This is a genomic window from Vibrio nitrifigilis (assembly GCF_015686695.1).
In the GTDB taxonomy this organism is placed as follows: domain Bacteria; phylum Pseudomonadota; class Gammaproteobacteria; order Enterobacterales; family Vibrionaceae; genus Vibrio; species Vibrio nitrifigilis.
The window spans coordinates 279,653-301,017 of record NZ_JADPMR010000003.1 but is presented as its reverse complement, the minus strand read 5'-3'; the positions used below and the strand labels follow the sequence as shown (position 1 = coordinate 301,017).

16 protein-coding genes and 1 pseudogene are annotated in these 21,365 nt (G+C 44.5%); 5 read left to right on the top strand and 12 right to left on the bottom strand.

Annotation, left to right across the window (positions count from 1 at the left end; genetic code table 11):
• Positions 1-73: 73 nt before the first annotated feature.
• From greB to envZ, 3 genes and pseudogenes are all read left to right on the top strand, one after another.
• Entirely contained in the window at positions 74-559 is a 486-nt protein-coding gene (gene greB, locus I1A42_RS15325; protein WP_196123964.1) for a transcription elongation factor GreB, read from the top strand.
• Positions 560-790: 231 nt separating this feature from the next.
• Positions 791-1,510 (top strand): osmolarity response regulator transcription factor OmpR, encoded by a 720-nt coding sequence (gene ompR / locus I1A42_RS15320; protein ID WP_161153535.1) that lies wholly within the window; start codon positions 791-793, stop codon positions 1,508-1,510.
• A 61-nt stretch (positions 1,511-1,571) separates the two neighbouring features.
• A pseudogene (gene envZ / locus I1A42_RS15315) lies at positions 1,572-2,895 on the top strand (two-component system sensor histidine kinase EnvZ).
• 32 nt (positions 2,896-2,927) lie between these two features.
• Here the strand turns inward: envZ and I1A42_RS15310 are convergent.
• The 7 genes from I1A42_RS15310 to gmk form a co-directional block, all read right to left on the bottom strand.
• Complete coding sequence (locus I1A42_RS15310; RefSeq protein WP_161153536.1) at positions 2,928-4,310, bottom strand: uracil-xanthine permease family protein; 1,383 nt, start codon at positions 4,308-4,310, stop codon at positions 2,928-2,930.
• A 421-nt stretch (positions 4,311-4,731) separates the two neighbouring features.
• On the bottom strand, positions 4,732-5,298 hold the full coding sequence (locus I1A42_RS15305) for a hypothetical protein (protein WP_161153537.1): 567 nt from the start codon (positions 5,296-5,298) through the stop codon (positions 4,732-4,734).
• Between the two features lie 107 nt (positions 5,299-5,405).
• Positions 5,406-7,484, bottom strand: coding sequence for an ATP-dependent DNA helicase RecG (gene recG / locus I1A42_RS15300; protein ID WP_196123963.1), 2,079 nt, complete (start codon positions 7,482-7,484; stop codon positions 5,406-5,408).
• Between the two features lie 141 nt (positions 7,485-7,625).
• Complete coding sequence (gene trmH / locus I1A42_RS15295; RefSeq protein WP_196123962.1) at positions 7,626-8,312, bottom strand: tRNA (guanosine(18)-2'-O)-methyltransferase TrmH; 687 nt, start codon at positions 8,310-8,312, stop codon at positions 7,626-7,628.
• Positions 8,313-8,384: 72 nt separating this feature from the next.
• Positions 8,385-10,514 (bottom strand): bifunctional GTP diphosphokinase/guanosine-3',5'-bis pyrophosphate 3'-pyrophosphohydrolase, encoded by a 2,130-nt coding sequence (gene spoT / locus I1A42_RS15290; RefSeq protein WP_161153540.1) that lies wholly within the window; start codon positions 10,512-10,514, stop codon positions 8,385-8,387.
• A 37-nt stretch (positions 10,515-10,551) separates the two neighbouring features.
• Positions 10,552-10,824 (bottom strand): DNA-directed RNA polymerase subunit omega, encoded by a 273-nt coding sequence (gene rpoZ / locus I1A42_RS15285; RefSeq protein ID WP_161153541.1) that lies wholly within the window; start codon positions 10,822-10,824, stop codon positions 10,552-10,554.
• A 110-nt stretch (positions 10,825-10,934) separates the two neighbouring features.
• Positions 10,935-11,564 (bottom strand): guanylate kinase, encoded by a 630-nt coding sequence (gene gmk, locus I1A42_RS15280; RefSeq protein WP_161153728.1) that lies wholly within the window; start codon positions 11,562-11,564, stop codon positions 10,935-10,937.
• Positions 11,565-11,978: 414 nt separating this feature from the next.
• On the opposite strand from gmk, the gene I1A42_RS15275 reads away from it, so the two are divergent.
• Positions 11,979-12,653, top strand: coding sequence for a 7-cyano-7-deazaguanine/7-aminomethyl-7-deazaguanine transporter (locus I1A42_RS15275; protein WP_196123961.1), 675 nt, complete (start codon positions 11,979-11,981; stop codon positions 12,651-12,653).
• Positions 12,654-12,747: 94 nt separating this feature from the next.
• Here I1A42_RS15275 and I1A42_RS15270 read toward each other — a convergent pair whose 3' ends face one another.
• Together I1A42_RS15270 and I1A42_RS15265 are read right to left on the bottom strand one after the other, a co-directional pair.
• Positions 12,748-14,451, bottom strand: coding sequence for a sodium:solute symporter family protein (locus tag I1A42_RS15270; RefSeq protein ID WP_161153543.1), 1,704 nt, complete (start codon positions 14,449-14,451; stop codon positions 12,748-12,750).
• Positions 14,452-14,463: 12 nt separating this feature from the next.
• Complete coding sequence (locus I1A42_RS15265) at positions 14,464-14,730, bottom strand: DUF4212 domain-containing protein (protein WP_161153544.1); 267 nt, start codon at positions 14,728-14,730, stop codon at positions 14,464-14,466.
• Between the two features lie 487 nt (positions 14,731-15,217).
• Between I1A42_RS15265 and I1A42_RS15260 the strand changes: the two genes are divergently transcribed.
• On the top strand, positions 15,218-16,990 hold the full coding sequence (locus I1A42_RS15260; RefSeq protein WP_161153545.1) for a potassium/proton antiporter: 1,773 nt from the start codon (positions 15,218-15,220) through the stop codon (positions 16,988-16,990).
• 16 nt (positions 16,991-17,006) lie between these two features.
• On the opposite strand, the gene I1A42_RS15255 is transcribed toward I1A42_RS15260, so the two are convergent.
• The 3 genes from I1A42_RS15255 to aspA form a co-directional block, all read right to left on the bottom strand.
• Complete coding sequence (locus I1A42_RS15255; RefSeq protein WP_161153546.1) at positions 17,007-17,636, bottom strand: response regulator; 630 nt, start codon at positions 17,634-17,636, stop codon at positions 17,007-17,009.
• A gap of 212 nt (positions 17,637-17,848) precedes the next feature.
• Positions 17,849-19,654 (bottom strand): protein-disulfide reductase DsbD, encoded by a 1,806-nt coding sequence (locus I1A42_RS15250; protein WP_196123960.1) that lies wholly within the window; start codon positions 19,652-19,654, stop codon positions 17,849-17,851.
• Between the two features lie 195 nt (positions 19,655-19,849).
• On the bottom strand, positions 19,850-21,301 hold the full coding sequence (gene aspA, locus I1A42_RS15245; protein WP_161153548.1) for an aspartate ammonia-lyase: 1,452 nt from the start codon (positions 21,299-21,301) through the stop codon (positions 19,850-19,852).
• Positions 21,302-21,365: the final 64 nt, after the last annotated feature.

Below are 21,365 nucleotides of genomic sequence, written 5' to 3'. Positions count from 1 at the left end.
TTGATGTAACGCTGGAAAAATTCCTTTAAAAGCGATAGTTTCGCGCTATGAATGTAGGTAAAGGGATCGCAAGGTGAAAACCAAACTGATTACCCGTGAAGGTTACGACAAACTCAAAGAAGAGCATGATTTCCTGTGGAACGAACGGCGTCCTGAAATCACTAAAATAGTGACTTGGGCTGCAAGTTTGGGCGATCGTTCTGAGAACGCTGATTACCAGTACAACAAGCGTTTACTGCGTCAAATTGATCGTCGAGTACGCTTTCTACGTAAGTTTCTGCCGGAAGTTAAAGTTGTTGATTATTCGCCAGAACAAGATGGCAAAGTATTCTTTGGTGCTTGGGTTGAGATTGAAAATGAAGCGGGTGAGGTAAAAACATTTAGAATTGTTGGTCCAGAAGAGATTTATGGTGATGCTAAAGACTATATTTCCATTGATTCGCCAATGGCTCGTGCACTGTTGAAAAAAGAAGTGGATGATGACGTTGAAGTGAACACGCCTCTAGGAGTTAAAACCTGGTTTATCAATAAAATAGAGTATCCTGGGGCCAATAACTAATACGCTATGCACGATAGGCAGGCTCAGTGATGGGCCATTGATAGCTAAAACTGTGATGTTCCCCAACGCATTAGTGTTGTTTTATCGGTTAGATGGACAGACTAAAGTGACAGGGACTATGTTTGAAGAAACAAACGTTAACAATTGTTTTTCACCAATATTTATTCGTGGTGTTACATTGGCATCCCTGAAAGGAAAGGATATTGATGATGTTAGTCGGTGAGGACGCTCATGCAAGAAAGTTATAAAATTCTGGTTGTCGATGATGATGCTCGCCTGAGAGCTTTGCTAGAACGTTATTTGTCAGAACAAGGTTTTCAAGTTCGTAGTGTTGCTAACAGCGAACAGATGGACCGCTTGTTAACTCGCGAAACGTTCCATTTGATGGTACTGGATTTAATGTTGCCTGGTGAGGATGGGTTATCGATCTGTCGCCGTCTTCGCAATGCTAACAATATGCTACCTATTTTGATGCTGACGGCGAAAGGCGATGAAATCGACCGTATCGTTGGCTTAGAGGTTGGGGCAGATGATTATCTACCGAAGCCTTTCAATCCTCGCGAGTTGCTTGCTCGCATCAAAGCGGTGTTACGTCGCCAAGTGATGGAGGCGCCAGGAGCGCCAAGTTCAGAGGAGTCTGTGGTTGAATTCGGCGAGTTTCGCCTGAATTTGGGAACGCGTGAAATGTACCGCGGCAACGAACCTATGCCACTCACTTCCGGAGAGTTTGCAGTATTGAAAGCATTAGTACTGAATGCGAGAGAACCTCTATCGCGTGACAAACTAATGAATATGGCTCGAGGCCGTGAATACTCTGCGATGGAGCGGTCTATAGACGTGCAAATTTCTCGCTTGCGTCGCATGTTAGAAGTTGATCCTAGTAAGCCACGCTATATTCAAACTGTTTGGGGACTTGGTTATGTATTTGTCCCTGATGGTAAGCTTAAATAGTCTTTCAATAGGTGCCCACGCGGCACCTTTTCTCATTTCTTCCTAGGCACAGTCTATGCGAATTAACATCCGTAGCTCGATTACTCAATCCATCTTTTTATTTCTCAGTTTATTGATAGCGAGCCAAATCTACTCTTATTACGCGGTATTCAATTACGCATTGATGCCGAGTTTACAGCAATTCAACAAAATCTTAGGTCATGAGATAAATTTAATGTTGGATGGCTCGGTTAAAGATAATCATTTGTCACTCGATGCACCGCAGCGTCAGCGTGTACTCGAACAGCTCGGTGTTACCATTCACAGTGAAGATAGCCCAGAAGCTGAAGGGTATCAGCATGGCGTGAGTATTGACCTGATGAGCGAAGAAATGAGCGAGGATTTAGGGACTCCAACTGAGGTTCGTATGGCCTTGGGCAAAGATAGCTATGTATTGTGGGTAAAAATTGAAAATTTACCTGGGCAACTGATTCGTATCCCATTATCTGAATTGCATGAAGGGGATTTTGCTCCTTTGTTTCGTAACAGCATCATCATGGCGTTTGTGATTGTTGTTGGGGGATGGGTCTTTATTCGTTGGCAGAACCGGCCATTAACGGCGTTAGAAAAAGCCGCAAAACAGGTTGGGCACGGTGAGTTCCCTCCAGCTCTTCCCGAACGAGGAGCGACAGAAATTCGCTCAGTGACTCGCTCCTTTAACCAGATGGCACAAGGTATTCAAGCGTTAGAAGAAGATCGAGCTCTATTGATGGCAGGGATCAGTCATGATTTGAGAACGCCGTTAACTCGAATCCGATTGGCAACGGAAATGATGTCGCCTGAAGACAGTTATCTTGCAGAAGGTATTATCAGTGATACTGAAGAATGTAATGAGATCATTAGCCAATTTATGGATTATTTGAAGCCTGTCAATTTAGATAGCTTTGAAGCGGTTGACCTTAATAGTATTGCAGAGGATGTTGGATCGGCTGAAGCAATGGCGATTGAAGGCGATGTCATCTGTGATTTAACCCCGAATTTGGTGTCTGCTAAGGGAAGCCCTATAGCCATTAAACGAGCGTTGACTAACCTAGTGGTGAATGCGGTTCGTTATGGTAACGGTTGGGTCAAAATTTCATCTGGAGTAACGGCTGATCGTAAAATGGTATGGTTGAGCGTAGAAGACAACGGTCCAGGCATTCCAGCGAGTGAAGTTAATAAGGGTGTTTGAACCTTTTACGCGCGGAGATCAAGCTCGGGGTAGTGAGGGAACAGGGTTAGGTTTAGCCATTGTTAAACGCATTGTCAGTCAGCACCATGGAGCGGTGGCAGCCACAAACCGCAGTGAGGGTGGTTTAAAAATGCAGATCAGTTTCCCATCTGTTCCAAAAAAGAAAGGGAGCTAACTTAGCTCCCTCACATCTATTACCAGCGGTAGTTACGCATTCTCAACGTCATCTTTTTCCGCCATATGTTCTGGCAATATGATATTTAAGATGATGGCCGTGATACCGCCTGCTGCAATACCAGTCGAGAACAGGTTCTTAATAAACTCAGGCATGAATTGAAGTATCTCCGGTTTTTGTGAGATGCCAAGACCCATTGAGAATGATAGTGCCATGATCAGTACTGCGCGGCGATCCAATTCAACACGTGAAATAATCCGGACACCCGCTGCTGCAATCGTACCAAACATAACGATAGTTGCACCGCCTAATACTGGTTCAGGAATCATTTGTACAAAGCTTGCAACGCCTGGGAATAACCCAAGAAGAACCAGCATACCTGCGATAAAGTAACCCACATAACGGCTTGCTACACCAGTTAACATGATGATGCCGTTGTTTTGACTGAAGGTTGAGTTTGGAAAACTGTTGAAGAAAGCTGCTAATGCCGAGTTAAAACCATCTGCCAAAACACCACCTTTGAGGCGTTTCATGTAAATAGGGCCTTTTACTGGCTCTCCGGATACTTCTGAGGTTGCAGTAATATCACCGATTGCTTCCAGTGCTGTAATCAGAAAGATGAGCACGAGAGGAATAAACAGCGACCAATCAAAGCTCAAACCAAACTGCATTGGAATCGGCAGGGCGAATAAATCATTTTGGTGTTGTTTAGAAAAATCGATCATACCCATAAAGTAAGCCATGATGTATCCCACTAGCATGGCAATGACGATTGAGGATACGCGAATATATGGATTGCGCGAACGGTTTAAAATCACAATCATTGCTAACACTGTGCCTGCTAGGGCCAAGTTATGCAGACTGCCAAAAGTGTGATTTCCCATTGCTGAGTAGCCACCACCCATAGAGATAAGACCCACATTAATCAGAGTTAGGCCAATCAGTGTAACTACGATGCCAGAGACCAGCGGTGTGATAATGCGTTGTGCAAACTCTAATACGCGAGACAGCAAAATTTCTGCCAAAGAGGCGAATAAGATGGTGCCAAAAATGGCTGACATCATGGTTGGCACATCAGCACCACCCTGCTTTAAAGATAATCCTGCACCAATAATTGGACCTAAAAAGTTAAAGCTGGTGCCTTGAATTGAAAGTAGGCCAGAACCGATAGGACCGATGGTTCTGATTTGAATAAAGGATGAAACACCTGAGGCAAAAAGCGACATACTGATAATCGTATTGGTCTGCTCTGGGGAGACGCCGAGAGTTTGACAAATGATCAGTGAAGGGGTGATCACAGCAACGAACATAGCGAGCAGGTGCTGTAATGCCGCAAAGATGGTTTGAGGTAATGGCGGTCTGTCATTAAGTTGGTAAACCAATTCGGATTTACGTCCGGCGTTGTTGGTAGTCATAGTGTTTTCCTAGTTTTCAAATCTAAGCTTTTACCGCGCTGAATGGGCGATAAAAGTCGAGCAGATAATCTATCTGTGATTGCTGTTAATCAGAACCTGCCCTAGATTGGGGATCAATATTGATCTTGGTTAGTCCATCATGATCGTAAAGATAGTGGAGTGAAGCAAGGATCAAAATATTGAAAATAGGCGGCGATTATAGAGGCTTGCGATCAAAAAGCAAACGTTTGCTAGTTGGTTTTAATGACTTTTTTGACCAGGTGGACAAGTATGCATTAGGAAAGAGTAACTTAGTGGCATTGCGAAGAGAGTTATATACCCCAATGGCCATTTGATACAGGGGGTAGAGCATAGGCTAAGCCCAAAGAAAGGAAGGTATGGTCACTCCCTTTCAATGGTATCGATGTGATTGCTTGGGAAGTTAATCGAATTGGTATTCTTGCTGACTATTTTTTTTCACCATGCCAAACCATGAAATAGCGGGGAATAGTAGTGAACGAACATAGCCACAATAGACAATCAGGGCGATGGCTAAACCTAGAGACACAAGAATTGTTGGTGTCATTGTCATCGCATGCTGGTGGAGGGCAACCACTGCGAGCACGACAAACACTAACCCTGTTGTCATAAAGTTGGTATAGGCTGGAAATCGGTGACGCAGCATACCAAGCGCATTAAGTAAGGGGAAGGCCACGCCAATGGCTAAGGTAAATAGCCATTCCAAAGCCCCACGCTGATACTCGACTTGAGTGACAAAATAATGAGCAAAAAAGGTGAGGGGAAGGGTCAATAGCGCAACAAGCGTGATCAAAATAGTACGTAGCTGGCGCGTTTTGAGTATGTTTTCTGGTGTCGCTGTGGAAGCAATAAGAAAGGCAACATGGCTCTCTTTTGGGACTTTTTTACGAAATTGTTCAAACAGTGCTGCTTTGTTTTCCCCATTAGCAACGCGATTTTTAATTTCGTCGATCAGTTCTCGGGTATTCATGCATTTGCCTTAGTCTTTACTCATAACATGTTTGGCATTCTAGCGATTTAAACGCGTAAACAACAGTCGGAACTCGTACAGTGTGGTTGGAACATAAGCCAAAAGATTTACGCTTTGGAGTACATATCTCGATTGCCTAACCAACGATCAATAATTGCTTGAGCATGTTGTGGGAAATTATCGTGAATGTGACGAGAAATACGTTGCACCTCAGGAATTAATCGCTGATCACGCATAAGGTCGGCAATCTTAAAATCGGCCATCCCTGTTTGTTTCGTCCCCAGCAATTCTCCCGGACCACGAATTTCTAAATCACGTTGAGCGATGACAAACCCATCGTTACTTTCGCGTAGTACCCCCAAGCGTTTTTGGGCCGTTTTAGATAGTGGTGCGTGATAGAGCAAAACACAGTGACTGGCAACCGAACCTCGTCCAACGCGTCCACGCAACTGGTGTAATTGAGCAAGGCCAAGACGCTCTGGGTTTTCGATGATCATTAAGCTCGCATTGGGTACATCCACACCAACTTCGATAACGGTGGTCGCAACCAGCAAGTGCAGCTCATTGGCTTTAAAGGAACGCATCACTTCCTGCTTTTCAGCAGCTTTCATACGTCCATGTACCAGACCGATTTTTACATCAGGCAGAGTTCGTTGTAGTTCTTCGGCAATATCTGCTGCCGCTTGTGCTTCTAATACTTCAGATTCATCAATTAAAGTACATACCCAATAGGCTTGTTTACCTTCAGTTAAGCAGGCGTGGCGTACTCGCTCAATAATGGTGTCTCGTTTAGTATCTGGAATCGCCACGGTCTGAATGGGCGTTCGTCCTGGCGGTAGTTCGTCGATCACTGAGGTTTCTAAATCCGCGTAAGCGGTCATCGCTAATGTACGTGGAATGGGCGTTGCCGTCATGATCAATTGATGCGGTACAGCGCCTTGCTTAACCCCTTTTTCGCGTAGCTCTAAACGCTGATGCACACCAAAGCGATGCTGTTCATCAATAATGACTAGCGCCAGATTTTTAAAGTTCACATGTTCTTGGAAAAGAGCATGGGTACCCACCACCATTTGTGCTTCACCACTTTCGATACGAGCAAGCTCAGTGTCTTTTGCTTTCCCTTTTAATTTGCCGGCTAACCAGCCGACTTGAATCCCCAATTGTTCAAACCAACCCGCAAAGTTAATGGCGTGCTGCTCGGCTAATAGTTCCGTGGGAGCCATTAGAACAACCTGATAACCATGGGCGATAGATCTTACCGCAGCAAGTGCTGCGACTAGGGTTTTACCTGAACCAACATCACCCTGTACTAGACGCATCATGGGGTGAGGTTTGACTAAATCTTGCTCAATCTCTTTAACAACACGAGCCTGTGCATTGGTCGGGCTAAATGGCAGTTGGCTTAGAAGTTTCTGCTTTAGCTCGTTGGCTTCAGGCAACGGGAATGACTGTTCCAATTGTCCTTGGCTGCGTACAGAGAGCATTGATAGGTTCTGTGCCAGCAGTTCTTCCATAATTAAACGAATTTGAGCTGGATGGCGCCCTTCATCAAATAAAGAGAGGTCGATATCGGCTGGTGGACGGTGAATAATGTGTAGAGCCTGTCCCATGGTCATCTGATGGTCATAAAGCCCTGATGGTAATAATTCCTGAACGGCGGCTTTATCGAGTAATTCAAGCGCTTGGTCGGTAAGGTTACGTAGAGTGATTTGGCGTAATCCATCTGTCGTAGGATAGACAGGGGTGAGGTTGGGCTCAACATCGGGCTTCTGTGCTGGTGCGTAAAATTTGTAGTCTGGATGAATAATTTCCAAGCCACCATTACCGCGTTTAATTTCGCCATAGGCATGTACCAACTTACCTTCAGTAAAATTGTTCTTCATCCCTGCGGTGAAATTAAAAAAGCGTAGTGTTAGCGTACCGTTACCATCACTGATTCGCACTGTCAGCATTTTACGTCGACCAAAAATGGTATCGACTGCCATCACCTTGCCTTGTACCGCAGCCCAAATTCCAGGATGCAGTTTTATGATGGGATAGATACGGGTGCGATCTTCGTAACGAAGAGGCAAGTGAAACAGGAGATCCTGTACAGAGACTAAACCAATTTTTTCCAGTTTTTCCGCGACTTTTGCTCCTACACCAGAGAGTGACGTCAGTGGAACAGCGGAAAGCAATTGGGACATAGATAAGCTCTTCGTTACCGATAAAATAGATAAGTTTATTCAAACACTGGACTGTGTTTTTGTACAGGGAAAAGTTTGGGAAGTTGGAACTGTATGCCGGAGAACCCTACTTTTTTGCTGCTCCGGCTGATGAGATGAGACCTATTTACGTTGCATCTCTTGCCACCAAGAAGGGTCCGCGACAATTTGGCCTTCGTCATCAAGGGGTGGATAAGGGAGCTTTTTACGTTTAGCCACTTTCGCTAATACCGGATGACCACGCTCAAATAGGATACGCTGAATCGTTTCTTCATCTAACGCACTTTTATCACGGTCATATAGTCCAGCTAATTGGCGCTGGCGTTGTGCCTCATACAGAATCAAAGCACTGGCTACCGATACATTCAATGATTGAACCATGCCGACCATAGGGATCACAATATCCTGGTCTGCCAGTTCGAGTGCTTGTTGTGAAATTCCGGTTTTTTCACTCCCCAAAATGATTGCTGTCGGCTTGGTATAATCGATGTCTCTAAAATCAACTGCAGTGTCTGATAGGTTGGTGATCAGTACTTGCATACCTTCGCTTTTTAGAGTGGTCACCGCTTCTTCAATGGTGTCGTGGGTTTCTACTTCAACCCAGTTACGAGCGCCTGCAGAGGTATGCGAAAGAGTGCGCATACTGTCGTTTGGCCATACTGCGTGGATTTTATGAAGACCTGTAGCATCGGCGGTGCGAATGACCGCAGAAACGTTATTAGGCTTGTGAACTTGCTCTAAGCAGAGCGTGAGATCAGGTTGACGTGCTTTTAGCACTTGTTGAATACGAGCGTAGCGTTCGGAATTCATTAACGGCGTTCCTTAATATTCGTTCCTGATTCCTGAGCGTATCAGGAGCCAGGAACAGGAACGGGGACGGAGTTAGTATTTTTTGCGTCTGACTTTTAGCGCATCGTGCATACCACGAATCTTACGCATAATGCCAGCTAAGTGAACACGGTCCTTCGTCGTAAGAAGGACAGTAACGGTGTAAAGCCTACCGTCGCGTTCTTCTGTTGAAAGTCCTTGAATGTTCGAACCCGTTTGCGAAATAACATTGGTTAATTCAGCAAGCGCACCTTGGCGATTAAGAATATCAACACGCAGTTCAGCAATGAAATCTTGGTCGTAGTCATCGGTCCATTCAACTGCCATGTATTTCTCAGGTTCTTTTTGGTAACCGCGTACATTCGGACATGTTTCGCAGTGTACCACCAAGCCACGGCCAGGGGAGACATGAGCAATAATGGAATCATCAGGAATCGGATGACAACAGTTCGCAAACGTCAGCAAAATACCTTCGGCGCCGCGAATCGGCATTTTACGTTTATTGCTAGTGGATGCTGATTGTTCTTTTTGCTCTTGAGAGAAGTCATCACCATCACCAAGTAAGCGACGGGCAATGACAATACTCATTAATTCACCCAGACCGATTGCCGCTAACATATCATCAACAGAGGCGACTTTAAGATCGACCAGCACTTGATTAACCACATCTCCGCTGATGTCATTAAGTGATAGTTCACCTAAAGCATGGTTAAGCAAACGGCGCCCCAACATGACTGAATCTTCACGGCGCATTGTTTTCAACACTTGGCGAATCTTAGTTCGAGCTCGTGATGTCACCACGTAGTTAAGCCATGCCGCGTTTGGTCTTGCACCCGGTGCACTGATAATTTCTACGGTTTGGCCGTTTTTCAGTGGTTTACTTAATGGGTAAGGGGTTCGATCTACACGCGCACCAACACAGGAGTTACCAATGTCAGTGTGCACTGCGTAAGCGAAGTCGACGGCTGTTGCGCCTACCGGCATTTCAACGATACGGCCTTTTGGTGTGAAGACGTAGATCTCATCTGGGAACAGATCCGATTTAACGTTTTCGATAAACTCAAACGAGTTACCTGCGCTTTGTTGCAGTTCAAGTAAGCTTTGCATCCAGCGTTGCGCTTTGATTTGGGCTGTAGTGCCTGCACGCTCACCATTGGATTTATATGACCAGTGTGCTGCCACACCCTTGTCTGCCATTTGGTCCATATCTTCAGTACGAATTTGTACTTCAACAGGAACACCGTGTGGGCCGACCATAGAGGTATGCAGAGATTGGTATCCGTTGGCTTTTGGTACCGCGATATAGTCTTTCATACGGCCAGGACGAGGCTTATACAAGCTGTGAACTTGGCCAAGAACGCGGTAACAAGTGTCTGGAGTATCGACGATGACGCGAAAAGCGTAAATGTCCATAATTGTATGGAAACGCTGTTCTTTGGTCTTCATCTTGTTATAGATCGAATAGAGGTTTTTCTCACGACCAACAACGCGAGATTTCAAGCCAGCATCTTGCAAACGGCCTTCTATTTCGTTGTGGATACGCTGAATCATCTCTTTACGGTTACCGCGAGCAGCTTTGACTACTTCTTTAAGAACGCGATACCGGTTTGGATATAGGGCTTCAAAACCCAACTCTTCGAGTTCGGTTTTTATATTATGAATACCTAGGCGATGGGCTAGGGGGGCATAAATTTCGAGGGTTTCGCGAGCAATACGGCGACGCTTATCCGGGCGTAAAGCACCCAATGTGCGCATGTTGTGCGTGCGGTCCGATAGCTTGATAAGAATGACACGGATGTCTTGCACCATTGCAAGAACCATCTTACGGAAGTTTTCCGCTTGCGCTTCTTTTCTATCTCGGAATTTCAGCTTATCCAGTTTTGACACGCCATCAACCAGTTCGGCAACGGCATGACCAAATTGGTCTTCCAGCTCTTCTTTAGACACGGCGGTATCTTCAATAACATCGTGCAAAAGAGCGGCTTGCAGGGTTTCTAAATCGAGGCGCATTTCAGCCAAGATTCGAGCTACTGCAACAGGGTGGATAATGTATGGTTCCCCGCTAGAGCGGGTTTGCCCTTCGTGGGCATCTCTTGCTACCACATAAGATCGACGTAGAGCCTCTAGTTGAGGCTCTGTCAAATACTCTTGGGCAACGTCCTTGAGGCTATCGAATAGATACAAATTTCAGGCCCGAGTGTTAATTTATGCCGATGCAGAATTAACGGTTGTGTACGATGCTGCTTACTGCTGCCAATTCTGCTGCTTCTTGCTCTTGCTGCTCTTGGCGTTCGCGTGCATCTAGCACTTCTTTAGTGATAAGACCTTCTTCGATTTCGCGTAGAGCGATAACCGTTGGCTTATCGTTCTCTTCCGGCACTAGTGCATCTTTACCGCCAGTTTGCATTTGACGAGCGCGGCGAGCCGCAATCAGAACTAAGTCGAAACGGTTGCCAACTTTTTCAACAGCGTCTTGAACAGTTACGCGTGCCATGAGAACTCCAAATAGTTAACTAAAATGTTGAATGACGAGAAAGTATACAGTCTAATGCGTCGATATACTAGCAACAGACTGTGGATAAAATTGTTTAAGGTGAACCCAGCTTACGCTTTGTCCGCCAAAAGTGCAGAGAGCATACTGCTATATTTAGCAGTTTGCTTATCTTGCTTCAATCTTTCTGCGCGAATGATTGCTTTAAAATCCATGATCGCAACATCAAAATCATCATTGATGATGACGTAATCGTACTCATCATAATGAGAGATTTCAGCTTGAGCCTCGTTCATGCGTTTGGCAATCACCGCTTCGCTATCTTGACCACGTGCCGTTAAACGGCGTTCCAATTCTTCGCGAGAAGGTGGCAGGATAAAGATGCTTTGAGCTTGAGGCATTTGTTTGCGAATTTGACGCGCGCCTTGCCAATCAATATCAAGAAAGACATCTATCCCTTTTTCTAAGGTCTGCTCAATCCAAACGCGAGACGTGCCGTAGTAGTTACCGAACACTTCGGCATACTCCAAAAACTCGCCTTTTTCGATCAGCTCTTCAAAGTGCTCTTTTTGTACAAAATGGTAATGACTACCATCTTGCTCTCCCGGTCTCATTCCTCGCGTTGTATGCGAGACAGAAACTTTCATTGCGTATGTTGGGTTACGTTCAAGCAATGCTGAAATTAAGCTGGATTTACCAGCGCCACTCGGTGCTGAAACGATATAAAGAGTACCTTTGCCCATCTGTTCGGTTCCACGTTTGGTTGGGATCGCGTACAAAAAAATCGCTTTTTCTGTACCCTAAAGATAGCACTGACCTAAAGTCTTCACAGTAGATTATGAAGTTGAAGTCAGAAAAATGGAGGCGAAGATTACCATGATCCTAGGGATCTTCTCAAGAAAAAGCTTACCTGTTCGTCAACACTATGATTCTTTTGATCAAAAAGGAAAGCGTCGATCATGACTATCGTTTGCGCACAAGATAATGATTTTTTGTGTCTTGCTGCTAGGTTTAAGGCGCGTATAATCTGCCTTCATTCATCATAATGATGACCCTTTTTGTAATTCATATTTCGGTGGATTACAAATTACGACTATTGTTAGGAAATTTTTCCGTTTGGGTTCCCTCGCCCCCAAATCAAACTAAAAAGGTAATCTATGAGTTCGTTTACCCCTGCGCAGCAGCGCAAAGCCCTTTCTTTCCTCGTTGTGTTTCACCTGCTGATCATCGCATCGAGTAACTATTTGGTTCAAATCCCTTTTACTATTTTTTCTTTTCATACCACTTGGGGTGCATTTACGTTTCCGTTTATCTTCTTAGCAACGGATTTAACTGTGCGGATCTTTGGTGCGTCAATGGCAAGAAAAATCATTTTCTTAGTCATGATTCCAGCCTTAGCATTTTCGTATCTGCTTTCAGTGTTGTTTTTTAAGGGTAGCTATCAAGGATTGGAAACATTAAGTCACTTAAATCTCTTTGTCGCACGTATTGCGACTGCCAGTTTTATGGCTTATTTGTTAGGGCAGATTATGGATGTGTCGGTATTTAACCGCTTACGTCAGATGAAACAGTGGTGGATAGCTCCAACCGCTTCCACTTTGTTTGGTAATGCGCTCGATACCATCGCCTTTTTCGGTATCGCTTTTTATCAAAGTCCCGATCCTTTTATGGCGCAGCATTGGACAGAAATTGCGACGGTTGATTACAGTTTTAAACTGATTATTAGCTTAGGCCTTTTTGTGCCGTTGTATGGGGTGTTATTAAATTATCTGGTGAAAAAACTCACTACGCTAAATCCAGCATTTAAAGCAAATTATATGAAGGCCCGATAGTGGCTTAACACTGTCTTGATAGAATTGGCGAGAAAAAGCCCAACCAGTTGATAAAGTGGTTGGGCTTTTATATGCGTATGGCTTTCACAACCGATTAATGGTCTTGAGCTGCTCCCGCACCTTTTGGATAACGAATAGACTCAACCATCTCTTGTACATCCTCAGGTACTTCTGCGGTGAATTTATTGACGACGATGGACACCATAAAGTTCACACACATACCTAATGTACCAATACCTTCAGGGCTGATACCAAACCACCAATTATCAGGGGTGTTAGCCGCAGGATTGATGAATTTAAAGTAGATGATATAAGCCGCGGTAAACGCGATACCTGAAAGCATGCCACAAATCGCACCTTCCTTGTTCATCTTCTTATAGAAGATGCCCAAAATAATGGCAGGGAAGAACGAAGAGGCCGCTAATCCAAAGGCAAAGGCGACCACCTGCGCCACAAAACCGGGTGGATTGATACCGAGATAGCCTGCACCAACAATCGCTAAGACGGCAGCAAGCCTTGCGGCAAGGAGCTCTTGCTTATCCGTCATGTTCGGCCTGAAGCCTTTTTTGAGTAAGTCATGAGATATTGAGGTGGAGATAACGAGCAATAGCCCTGCAGCAGTTGATAATGCCGCTGCCAGACCACCTGCCGCTAAAAGTGCAACGACCCAGTTAGGAAGTTTTGCCAGCTCTGGTGATGCGAGTACGATAATATCGCGGTTAATGGTCATTTCATTACGGGCGTCGCCAGCGTAGAACATACGACCATCGCCGTTTTTATCTTCCCATTTCACCAGCCCAGTGCTTTCCCAGTTTTTGTACCAACTTGGCGCTTCAGCAGCCACAACGCCGCGCATATCTTTACCGTTGATAGTCTCAATCATATTCACACGTGCAAAGGAGGCAACCGCTGGTGCAGTGGTGTACAAAATAGCAATAAACACCAATGCCCAACCTGCTGAAATACGTGCATCAGAGACTTTCGGTACGGTGAAAAAGCGAATAATAACGTGTGGTAAACCAGCCGTTCCTACCATCAAAGCTGCACAAATAAAGAAGACATCCACCATACTCTTTGAGCCATCGGTATAGGCGGTAAATCCAAGTTCTTGAGTTAAGCCATCGAGCTTATCAAGTAAATAGGTGTCGCTTCCTACCGTTGTAGAACCAAAGCCGATTTGGGGGATAGGATTACCCGTCATCATTAGTGAGGTAAATATGGCTGGCACCATAAATGCAAAAATAAGTACGCAGTATTGAGCAACTTGAGTGTAAGTAATGCCTTTCATTCCGCCCATTACGGCGTAGAAGAACACGATTGCCATCCCAATAATGATGCCCATGTTGATATCTACTTCGAGAAAACGAGCAAATACCACTCCCACCCCACGCATTTGGCCGGCAACATAAGTGAAAGAGACAAAAATGGCACAGAATACGGCGACCATGCGCGCTGTTTTAGAGTAATAACGATCACCGATAAAATCGGGTACGGTGAATTTACCAAATTTACGCAAGTAAGGGGCTAGGCACAGAGCTAACAGAACGTAGCCTCCTGTCCATCCCATAAGATACACGCCACCATCGTAGCCAATAAACGAGATGATCCCCGCCATTGATATAAATGAGGCCGCTGACATCCAATCGGCCGCGGTTGCCATCCCGTTTGCTACAGGGTGAACACCACCGCCAGCGACATAGAATTCGCTGGTTGATCCTGCGCGAGCCCAAATGGCGATGCCGATATACAGTGCGAACGTCAGTCCGACCAAAATAAATGTCCAAGTTTGAATATCCATAACAAACTCCCTTTAGTCTTCGTGTACGTTGTACTTCTTATCGAGTGCATTCATGCGCGCGACATAAACAAAGATCAAAGCCACGAAAGTGTAGATCGAACCTTGTTGTGCGAACCAAAAGCCCAATTTGAAGCCACCAAATTGAATGGTGTTAAGGGTATCAACAAACAAAATACCCGCCCCGTAGGACACGGCAAACCATACAAATAGTAGACCGCCCATTAAGGCGAGGTTTTCTTTCCAGTAGGCTTGTGCATGTTCGTTAGATTCAAATGCCATGGCCATCTCCTTCTGCAATGTCTGAAAGCATTGTTTTGTTTAATAACTAATGTTAATACAATGTTACAGGTATGAGATTAGCAGTAGAGACAGGGGCTCTCCTTGCAACTTTAGTCTTGGGGGAGGTGGGCGACGAAATGGTTAGAGGGACAAGAGAACGAAAAGTGAGAGTTTGATCTTGTTTAAGAGGGCCGTTTTAATCCTAAATCTATGTAAATTCATAGAATTAGACTAATAAAATTATTGACTATGACGATTATGTTCAATTTAAGGTAATGATTTAAATCGATATTTAATTAATATAGCCAAAGGTATAACAAGTTATTGTCGCTCAATGAGAAAATACTGGGCTTAATTCGCGGCTAATGACACAAATTAAGATACACTAAGTTTACATGATATTGTTGCATATACCCAAGTAACAGCTGGGTGTGGCTCGTTATGTACCAACCAGTGGATAAAAATATAATTTCAAAAGGAGATTACGTTGGACGCTATTACGATTAATAGCTTTTTTCTTATCGGGGCGGCGTTGATTGCGATGAGTGTGCTGTTAAGCCCTGTCTCATCAAAATTAGGTATCCCAATTTTATTGGTGTTTTTGTTTGTTGGCATGCTGGCTGGCGAAGATGGTCCGGGCGGAATTCAATTCGACAATTACTCGACAGCCTATCTAGTGAGTAACCTAGCACTTGCGGTGATTTTGCTTGATGGTGGGATGCGTACGCGGGTCGCAAGTTTTCGGGTCGCATTTTGGCCTTCGGTTGCGCTAGCGACTATCGGTGTAGCATTAACAACAGTGATCACTGGATTGCTCGCGGCATGGTTGTTTCATTTATCGTTATTACAAGGTTTTTTAGTTGGGGCAATCGTAGGGTCTACGGATGCCGCATCTGTTTTCTCGCTACTAAAAGGGCGAAGCTTGAATGAACGTGTCGGTGCAACATTAGAGATTGAATCTGGTACCAATGATCCGATGGCGGTCTTTTTAACGGTAACGCTGATAGCGGTGCTTGGTCAGGCTCAAGCGGATATGGGGATTAGCTTCTTTGCGATCAGTTTTATCAAGCAATTTGGTGTTGGTGCCGTATTAGGTCTCGCTGGTGGCTGGGCGCTATGGATGATTATTAACCGCAGCACGTTACCTGAGGGCTTATATTCTATTCTGACATTGAGTGGTGGTTTGGTTATTTTTGCGCTATCAAACTATTTGGGTGGGAGCGGGATCTTATCTATCTATTTGGTTGGAGTATTTATTGGTAATCAACCAACTCGTAGTCGTCACTCGATCCTAAACATACTCGATGGTATGACATGGCTTAGCCAAATAGGCATGTTCTTAGTTCTCGGCCTATTGGTGGTCCCAAGCCATCTATTGGAAATCGCCGTACCTGGTTTAGCTCTTGCCATTGGTATGATTTTATTAGCAAGACCGCTTTCCGTTTGGGTGAGTTTAATTCCTTTTCGTAGCTTTAGCGCTCGTGAAAAATGGTTTATTTCTTGGGTTGGTTTACGCGGGGCTGTACCGATTATTTTGGCGGTATTCCCAATGATGGCTGGATTACCTAACTCGCAACTTTACTTCAACTTAGCTTTCTTCGTTGTTATGGTTTCGTTGATTGTGCAAGGTGGTTCGTTGACCAAAGCGATGAGTATCGCAAAAGTTGAATTACCGCCTAAACCTGAGCCTATTTCGCGCGCCGGGGTGGAAATTTATCCCACCAGTGAATGGGAGTTGTTTATCTATCGCTTGAAAGCGGATAAATGGTGTATTGGCGCTCCGATTCGTAACCTATTTATGCCGGAAGGAACACGTATTGCAGCCGTGTTTCGCGATCAAAACTTGATGCACCCATCGGGTAGTACCACGTTACAAGAAGGTGATACCTTGTGTGTTTTGGCGCAAGAAAAAGATCTAGAAGCGCTGAGTCAGTTATTTAGTGAAGCTCCTGAAAAATCGTCATTAGCCCGTTTCTTTGGTGACTTCTTCCTAGATATCAACGCGAAATTGACGGATGTTGCTTTGATTTATGGCTTAGATCTGGGCGAATTTAATGTGGATATGACGTTGCATGATCTGGTTATGCAGCATTTAGGTGCGACGCCAGTTCTTGGTGACCATTTCGAATGGCAGGGCTTACAGTGGATTGTAGCTGACGTGCTGGATTGGAAAGTAACGCGTATTGGCCTGCGTCTTCCCGATGAGGAAGACAATCAAGAAGAACGAGAAGAAGAGAGTGAAAGTACAGTGGTTAGCTAGTGGCTAACCACCCCATCTAAAGATGTAGATCCTGTAGCAAAATGACCGCCTGAGTGCGGTTTTTCACGCCTAACTTACGAAAGATAGCCGTCATATGAGCTTTAATGGTCGCTTCAGATACATGAAGCTCATAGGCTATCTGTTTGTTCAGTAGTCCATCTGACAACATCCCCAATACCTTATATTGTTGAGGTGTTAACGCTGCAATACGTTCAGCAAGATCATTCGTTGGTGAGTTTTCATTAACTAGTCCTTCAGGGAAGTAAGGATCCCCCGCTAAAACTTGATTCAATGCTGCAATTAAGCTTCGCATATCACTTGATTTAGGAATAAAGCCAAATGCGCCATGGTGTTTTACCTGTGTGACAACAGAGGATTCTTCACTAGCAGAAATGACGACTATTGGTAAATCAGGGTAGTCGTTACGCAGTTGTACTAGGCCTGACATACCATTAGCTCCAGGCATTTTTAGATCGAGGAGTAACAGATCTACATCAGGCTCTTTCTCTAGTAATTGTGTGAGGGCATCATGTGAATCTGCTTCTAAAAGGTTAGCGCCGCTTACTGCCATATGCACAGATTGAAATAGGGCATTACGAAACAGAGGATGGTCGTCAGCAATAATAATGGTGTAAGTTTCATCCATAACGTTAAACACTTTTAACAATTAGGTTAAAAGAAGTATGTTCACATTTTGTAACTTGAACAATATTTAGCCGTTAAAAGTCTGAACTATATCCGGTTTTGCTGATGTTCGTTGTTGAATATGCTGGGGGAGATCTCATTGAGATAAGGTGATTTTTTGTTAAAAAACACCTTATATACCCAAGTAACCTCAAGATGGTGTTTCAGTGAGAATTAAAGCTGATTGTTATTTAAGTGATGAAGAAAATCATCGGCACTGAGAAAACCGCTCACTCGAGCTTGAGTACGATGATTCCCCTCTGTATCCCAAAAGTCGATAGTCGGTAAACCAAGTACCTTAAGATGCTTAAGTAATTTAATGTCTTGGGGCTGATTTTTGGTAACGTCAGCTTGAAGCAACATAAATTGGCTTAGATGTTGACGTACTTGTGGATCACTAAACGTATATTTTTCAAACTCTTTGCAAGCGACACACCAGTCCGCGTAAAAATCGAACATGACGGGTTTACCTTGCGCTTTTGCTTGTGCAAGTGCATCGGTTAACTCTGCCACATTATGGATACGCGTAAACTCTAAGTGAGAGGTTATCTCGCCTACTGGAGTTTTGGTTGGTATGGCATTCGTTGATTGTTGCCATACTCCCCAAAGGGGTTGGATTGAAACCACTAACCCAATAATAGCGATAATCCCGATTAAACTGGTGCGCCAGCTTGAGGACTGCGCTTGGTGTTTCACATGATAGAGCCAACCAAATCCAACTAAACCTAGCGCTGACCACAACACAGTTATCCAAATATCGGGCAAAATACGCTCTAAGAGAAAAATAGGAGCGGCAAGTAAAATAAAACCGAACAGAGTCTTAACATGGTTCATCCAGTTACCTGTTTTAGGCAACAGACGCTGACCAAACATCGCGGCAAGAATTAATGGAATTCCCATGCCGATTGAGAGAGCGTACAAGGTTACTGCACCAGTGGTGAGATCACCACTTTGTGCGACGTAGAGCAAGGCTCCGGAAAGTGGAGCTGTGGTACAAGGAGAGCAAACCAAGCCAGAAATCGCCCCCATGATCAGCACGCCAAGGCTATTGCCCCCTTTTTGGCTATTACTTAATTTGTTTAACCAAGTTTGCGCGCTACTTGGTAATTGCAAGGTATATAGGCCAAACATGGATGCGGCGAGTAAGATAAATAAGACACTCAAGGCAATCAACACCGCGGGCTGCTGCAGCGCCGCTTGAAACTGTATTCCTGCTGACGCGACCACGAGGCCTAATAAGGTATAAGTGATCGCCATACCCTGCACATAAATAACACTTAGCATTAATGCTCGGCGTAGAGATAGCTTGCCACTGCCTAACACGATACTGGTTAAAATTGGATACATAGGCAGCACACAAGGCGTAAACGCTAAACCGATACCGAGCAATAAAAATAGGAGTGGTGTCCACCAATGTTCAGCAAGATTTTGCGCCAAAGACGTCGATGTTCCCGATTCTGGTGCTCCATTGATCTTATTCCGTTGAGTAACACCTGTTTCTGTCTTGGTCGTTGATTGCGTATTGTTAGTGGCACTAAATGATTCGATATCAATGGTTCTTGTTTCTGGCGGATAACAAAACCCAGCTTTAGCACACCCTTGGTAACTGACGGTAACTTGACTGCCAGCGGTAAAATCCTTTAACGGTAGGATGATAGATAACGGCTGGGTGTAAATATGAACTTGACCAAAAAACTCATCATTATGCGGAGTCGCGTGGGGGAGTGTGTAATCGCCTAGAGTGACACCTTGCGCGGAGATGTGAATCCTTTCTTGGTAAAGATAATAATCGGGTTTGATTTGCCAATCTAAATAGAGCTGGGTTCCTTGCTGATAAGAACTAAACGCAAAGGCTTGATCAACAGTAACAAATTGCTGTTGTTGATTAGGTAATTTGAATTCACTGCTATCGCCGAAAGCCGCTAATGTGCTAGGCACATAAAGAGTGAAAATCAATAAGAATGCAAAAACACGGAGCATAAATGATGGTATTCCCGACGTTGTAGCCATTGCTAATGGGTTGAATCGTAGCGCATCTCGGAGAGTTTGGATATGGTCACGCTAATGCGGCATCGCAAATTATGACCTGCATGGCAGTCTGATGTTCCCATCAAGTTGGGGAATAGATGATAAAAAGGCTTCCAGTTGGAAGCCTTTACTCATTATTGGATAACGTTAGACGTAACGTTGCCCTTTATACTGAGGACGCATTAAGTTTTCTGTGGCGAAAATATCATCCAGTTGCTCAGTGGTAAGCAAACCACGTTCGAGCACTACTTCACGGACACTCTTACCTGTTTCAGCACAGATTTTACCCACGATATCACCTTCGTGATGTCCGATGTATGGGTTGAGGTACGTGACGATACCAATGGAGTTATGTACATAACCTTCACAGATCTCTTTGTTAACTGTAATACCGTCAACACATTTATCACGTAGGTTTACACACGCATTAGAAAGCAGTGAGATAGATTCAAACATGCTTTGCGCGATTACCGGCTCCATAACGTTGAGCTGTAGCTGGCCACCTTCTGCGGCAAAAGATACTGTGTTGTCGTTACCTAATACTTTGAAGCAGACTTGGTTTACCACTTCAGGTACAACTGGGTTTACTTTCGCAGGCATGATAGAAGAACCTGCTTGTAGTTCTGGCAAGTTCAGTTCGTTAAGACCAGCACGAGGGCCAGAAGAGAGTAGACGTAAATCGTTACAGATTTTAGAGAGTTTAACGGCAAGACGTTTAAGTGCGCCGTGAGACATCACGTAAGCACCACAGTCTGATGTTGCTTCAATCAAGTCTTCAGCAGGCACAACTTCAAGTCCAGTTACTTCGGCAAGGTGTTTAACCGCAAGTTGCTGGTAACCATCTGCCGTGTTCAAACCTGTGCCGATTGCTGTCGCGCCTAAGTTTACTTCGAGAAGCAGTTTTGACGTGTACTGAAGTGCGCGGATTTCTTCGTTTAGAGTGATAGCCCAAGCGTGGAACTCTTGACCAACGGTCATTGGCACTGCATCTTGAAGCTGGGTACGACCCATTTTTAGAATGCTAGAGAACTCTTGGCTTTTGAGTTCAAAAGCTGCTTTTAAGTATTCAATCGAATCAATAAGAGTTTGAATGCTGTTGTAAACAGCAATACGGAAACCTGTTGGGTAAGCACAGTTAGTAGATTGGCTACGGTTAACGTGATCATTTGGGTTAATGAACTCGTATTGACCTTTTTCTTTACCCATGAGTTCTAAAGCAAGGTTAGCAATCACCTCATTGGTGTTCATGTTAACCGATGTACCAGCACCACCTTGGAAAACATCTGATGGAAATTGGTCCATACATTTGCCAGTTTCTAAAATCACGTCACATGCTTTGATGATGTAATCAGCAACTTGCTTTGGCAATACACCTAGCTCTTTGTTCGCTAGTGCCGCTGCTTTTTTCGTCATGACCATGCCACGGACGAACTCTGGTACGTCGGATATGGTGACGTTAGAGATATTGAAGTTTTCAATAGCGCGTAAGGTATGGATACCATAATAGGCGTTAGTGGGTACTTCACGTTGACCGAGCAAGTCTTCTTCTAGACGTACGGTCGGTGTTACGGCTTCAGGGGCACTGTTTTGAGTTGCCATAAAGAGTCCTTAAGAAAGATGCTGATAAAATCCGTACTGATAGTCAGAAATCCATTAAAGCGAG

Coding starts and splice junctions, on each gene's coding strand:
- ompR (WP_161153535.1), top strand. CDS start 791: ATGCAAGAAAGTTATAAAATTCTGGTTGTCGATGATGATGCTCGCCTG.
- I1A42_RS15310 (WP_161153536.1), bottom strand. CDS start 4,310: ATGACTACCAACAACGCCGGACGTAAATCCGAATTGGTTTACCAACTT.
- I1A42_RS15305 (WP_161153537.1), bottom strand. CDS start 5,298: ATGAATACCCGAGAACTGATCGACGAAATTAAAAATCGCGTTGCTAAT.
- recG (WP_196123963.1), bottom strand. CDS start 7,484: ATGTCCCAATTGCTTTCCGCTGTTCCACTGACGTCACTCTCTGGTGTA.
- trmH (WP_196123962.1), bottom strand. CDS start 8,312: ATGAATTCCGAACGCTACGCTCGTATTCAACAAGTGCTAAAAGCACGT.
- rpoZ (WP_161153541.1), bottom strand. CDS start 10,824: ATGGCACGCGTAACTGTTCAAGACGCTGTTGAAAAAGTTGGCAACCGT.
- gmk (WP_161153728.1), bottom strand. CDS start 11,564: ATGGGCAAAGGTACTCTTTATATCGTTTCAGCACCGAGTGGCGCTGGT.
- I1A42_RS15275 (WP_196123961.1), top strand. CDS start 11,979: ATGAGTTCGTTTACCCCTGCGCAGCAGCGCAAAGCCCTTTCTTTCCTC.
- I1A42_RS15270 (WP_161153543.1), bottom strand. CDS start 14,451: ATGGATATTCAAACTTGGACATTTATTTTGGTCGGACTGACGTTCGCA.
- I1A42_RS15265 (WP_161153544.1), bottom strand. CDS start 14,730: ATGGCATTTGAATCTAACGAACATGCACAAGCCTACTGGAAAGAAAAC.
- I1A42_RS15255 (WP_161153546.1), bottom strand. CDS start 17,636: ATGGATGAAACTTACACCATTATTATTGCTGACGACCATCCTCTGTTT.
- I1A42_RS15250 (WP_196123960.1), bottom strand. CDS start 19,654: ATGCTCCGTGTTTTTGCATTCTTATTGATTTTCACTCTTTATGTGCCT.
- aspA (WP_161153548.1), bottom strand. CDS start 21,301: ATGGCAACTCAAAACAGTGCCCCTGAAGCCGTAACACCGACCGTACGT.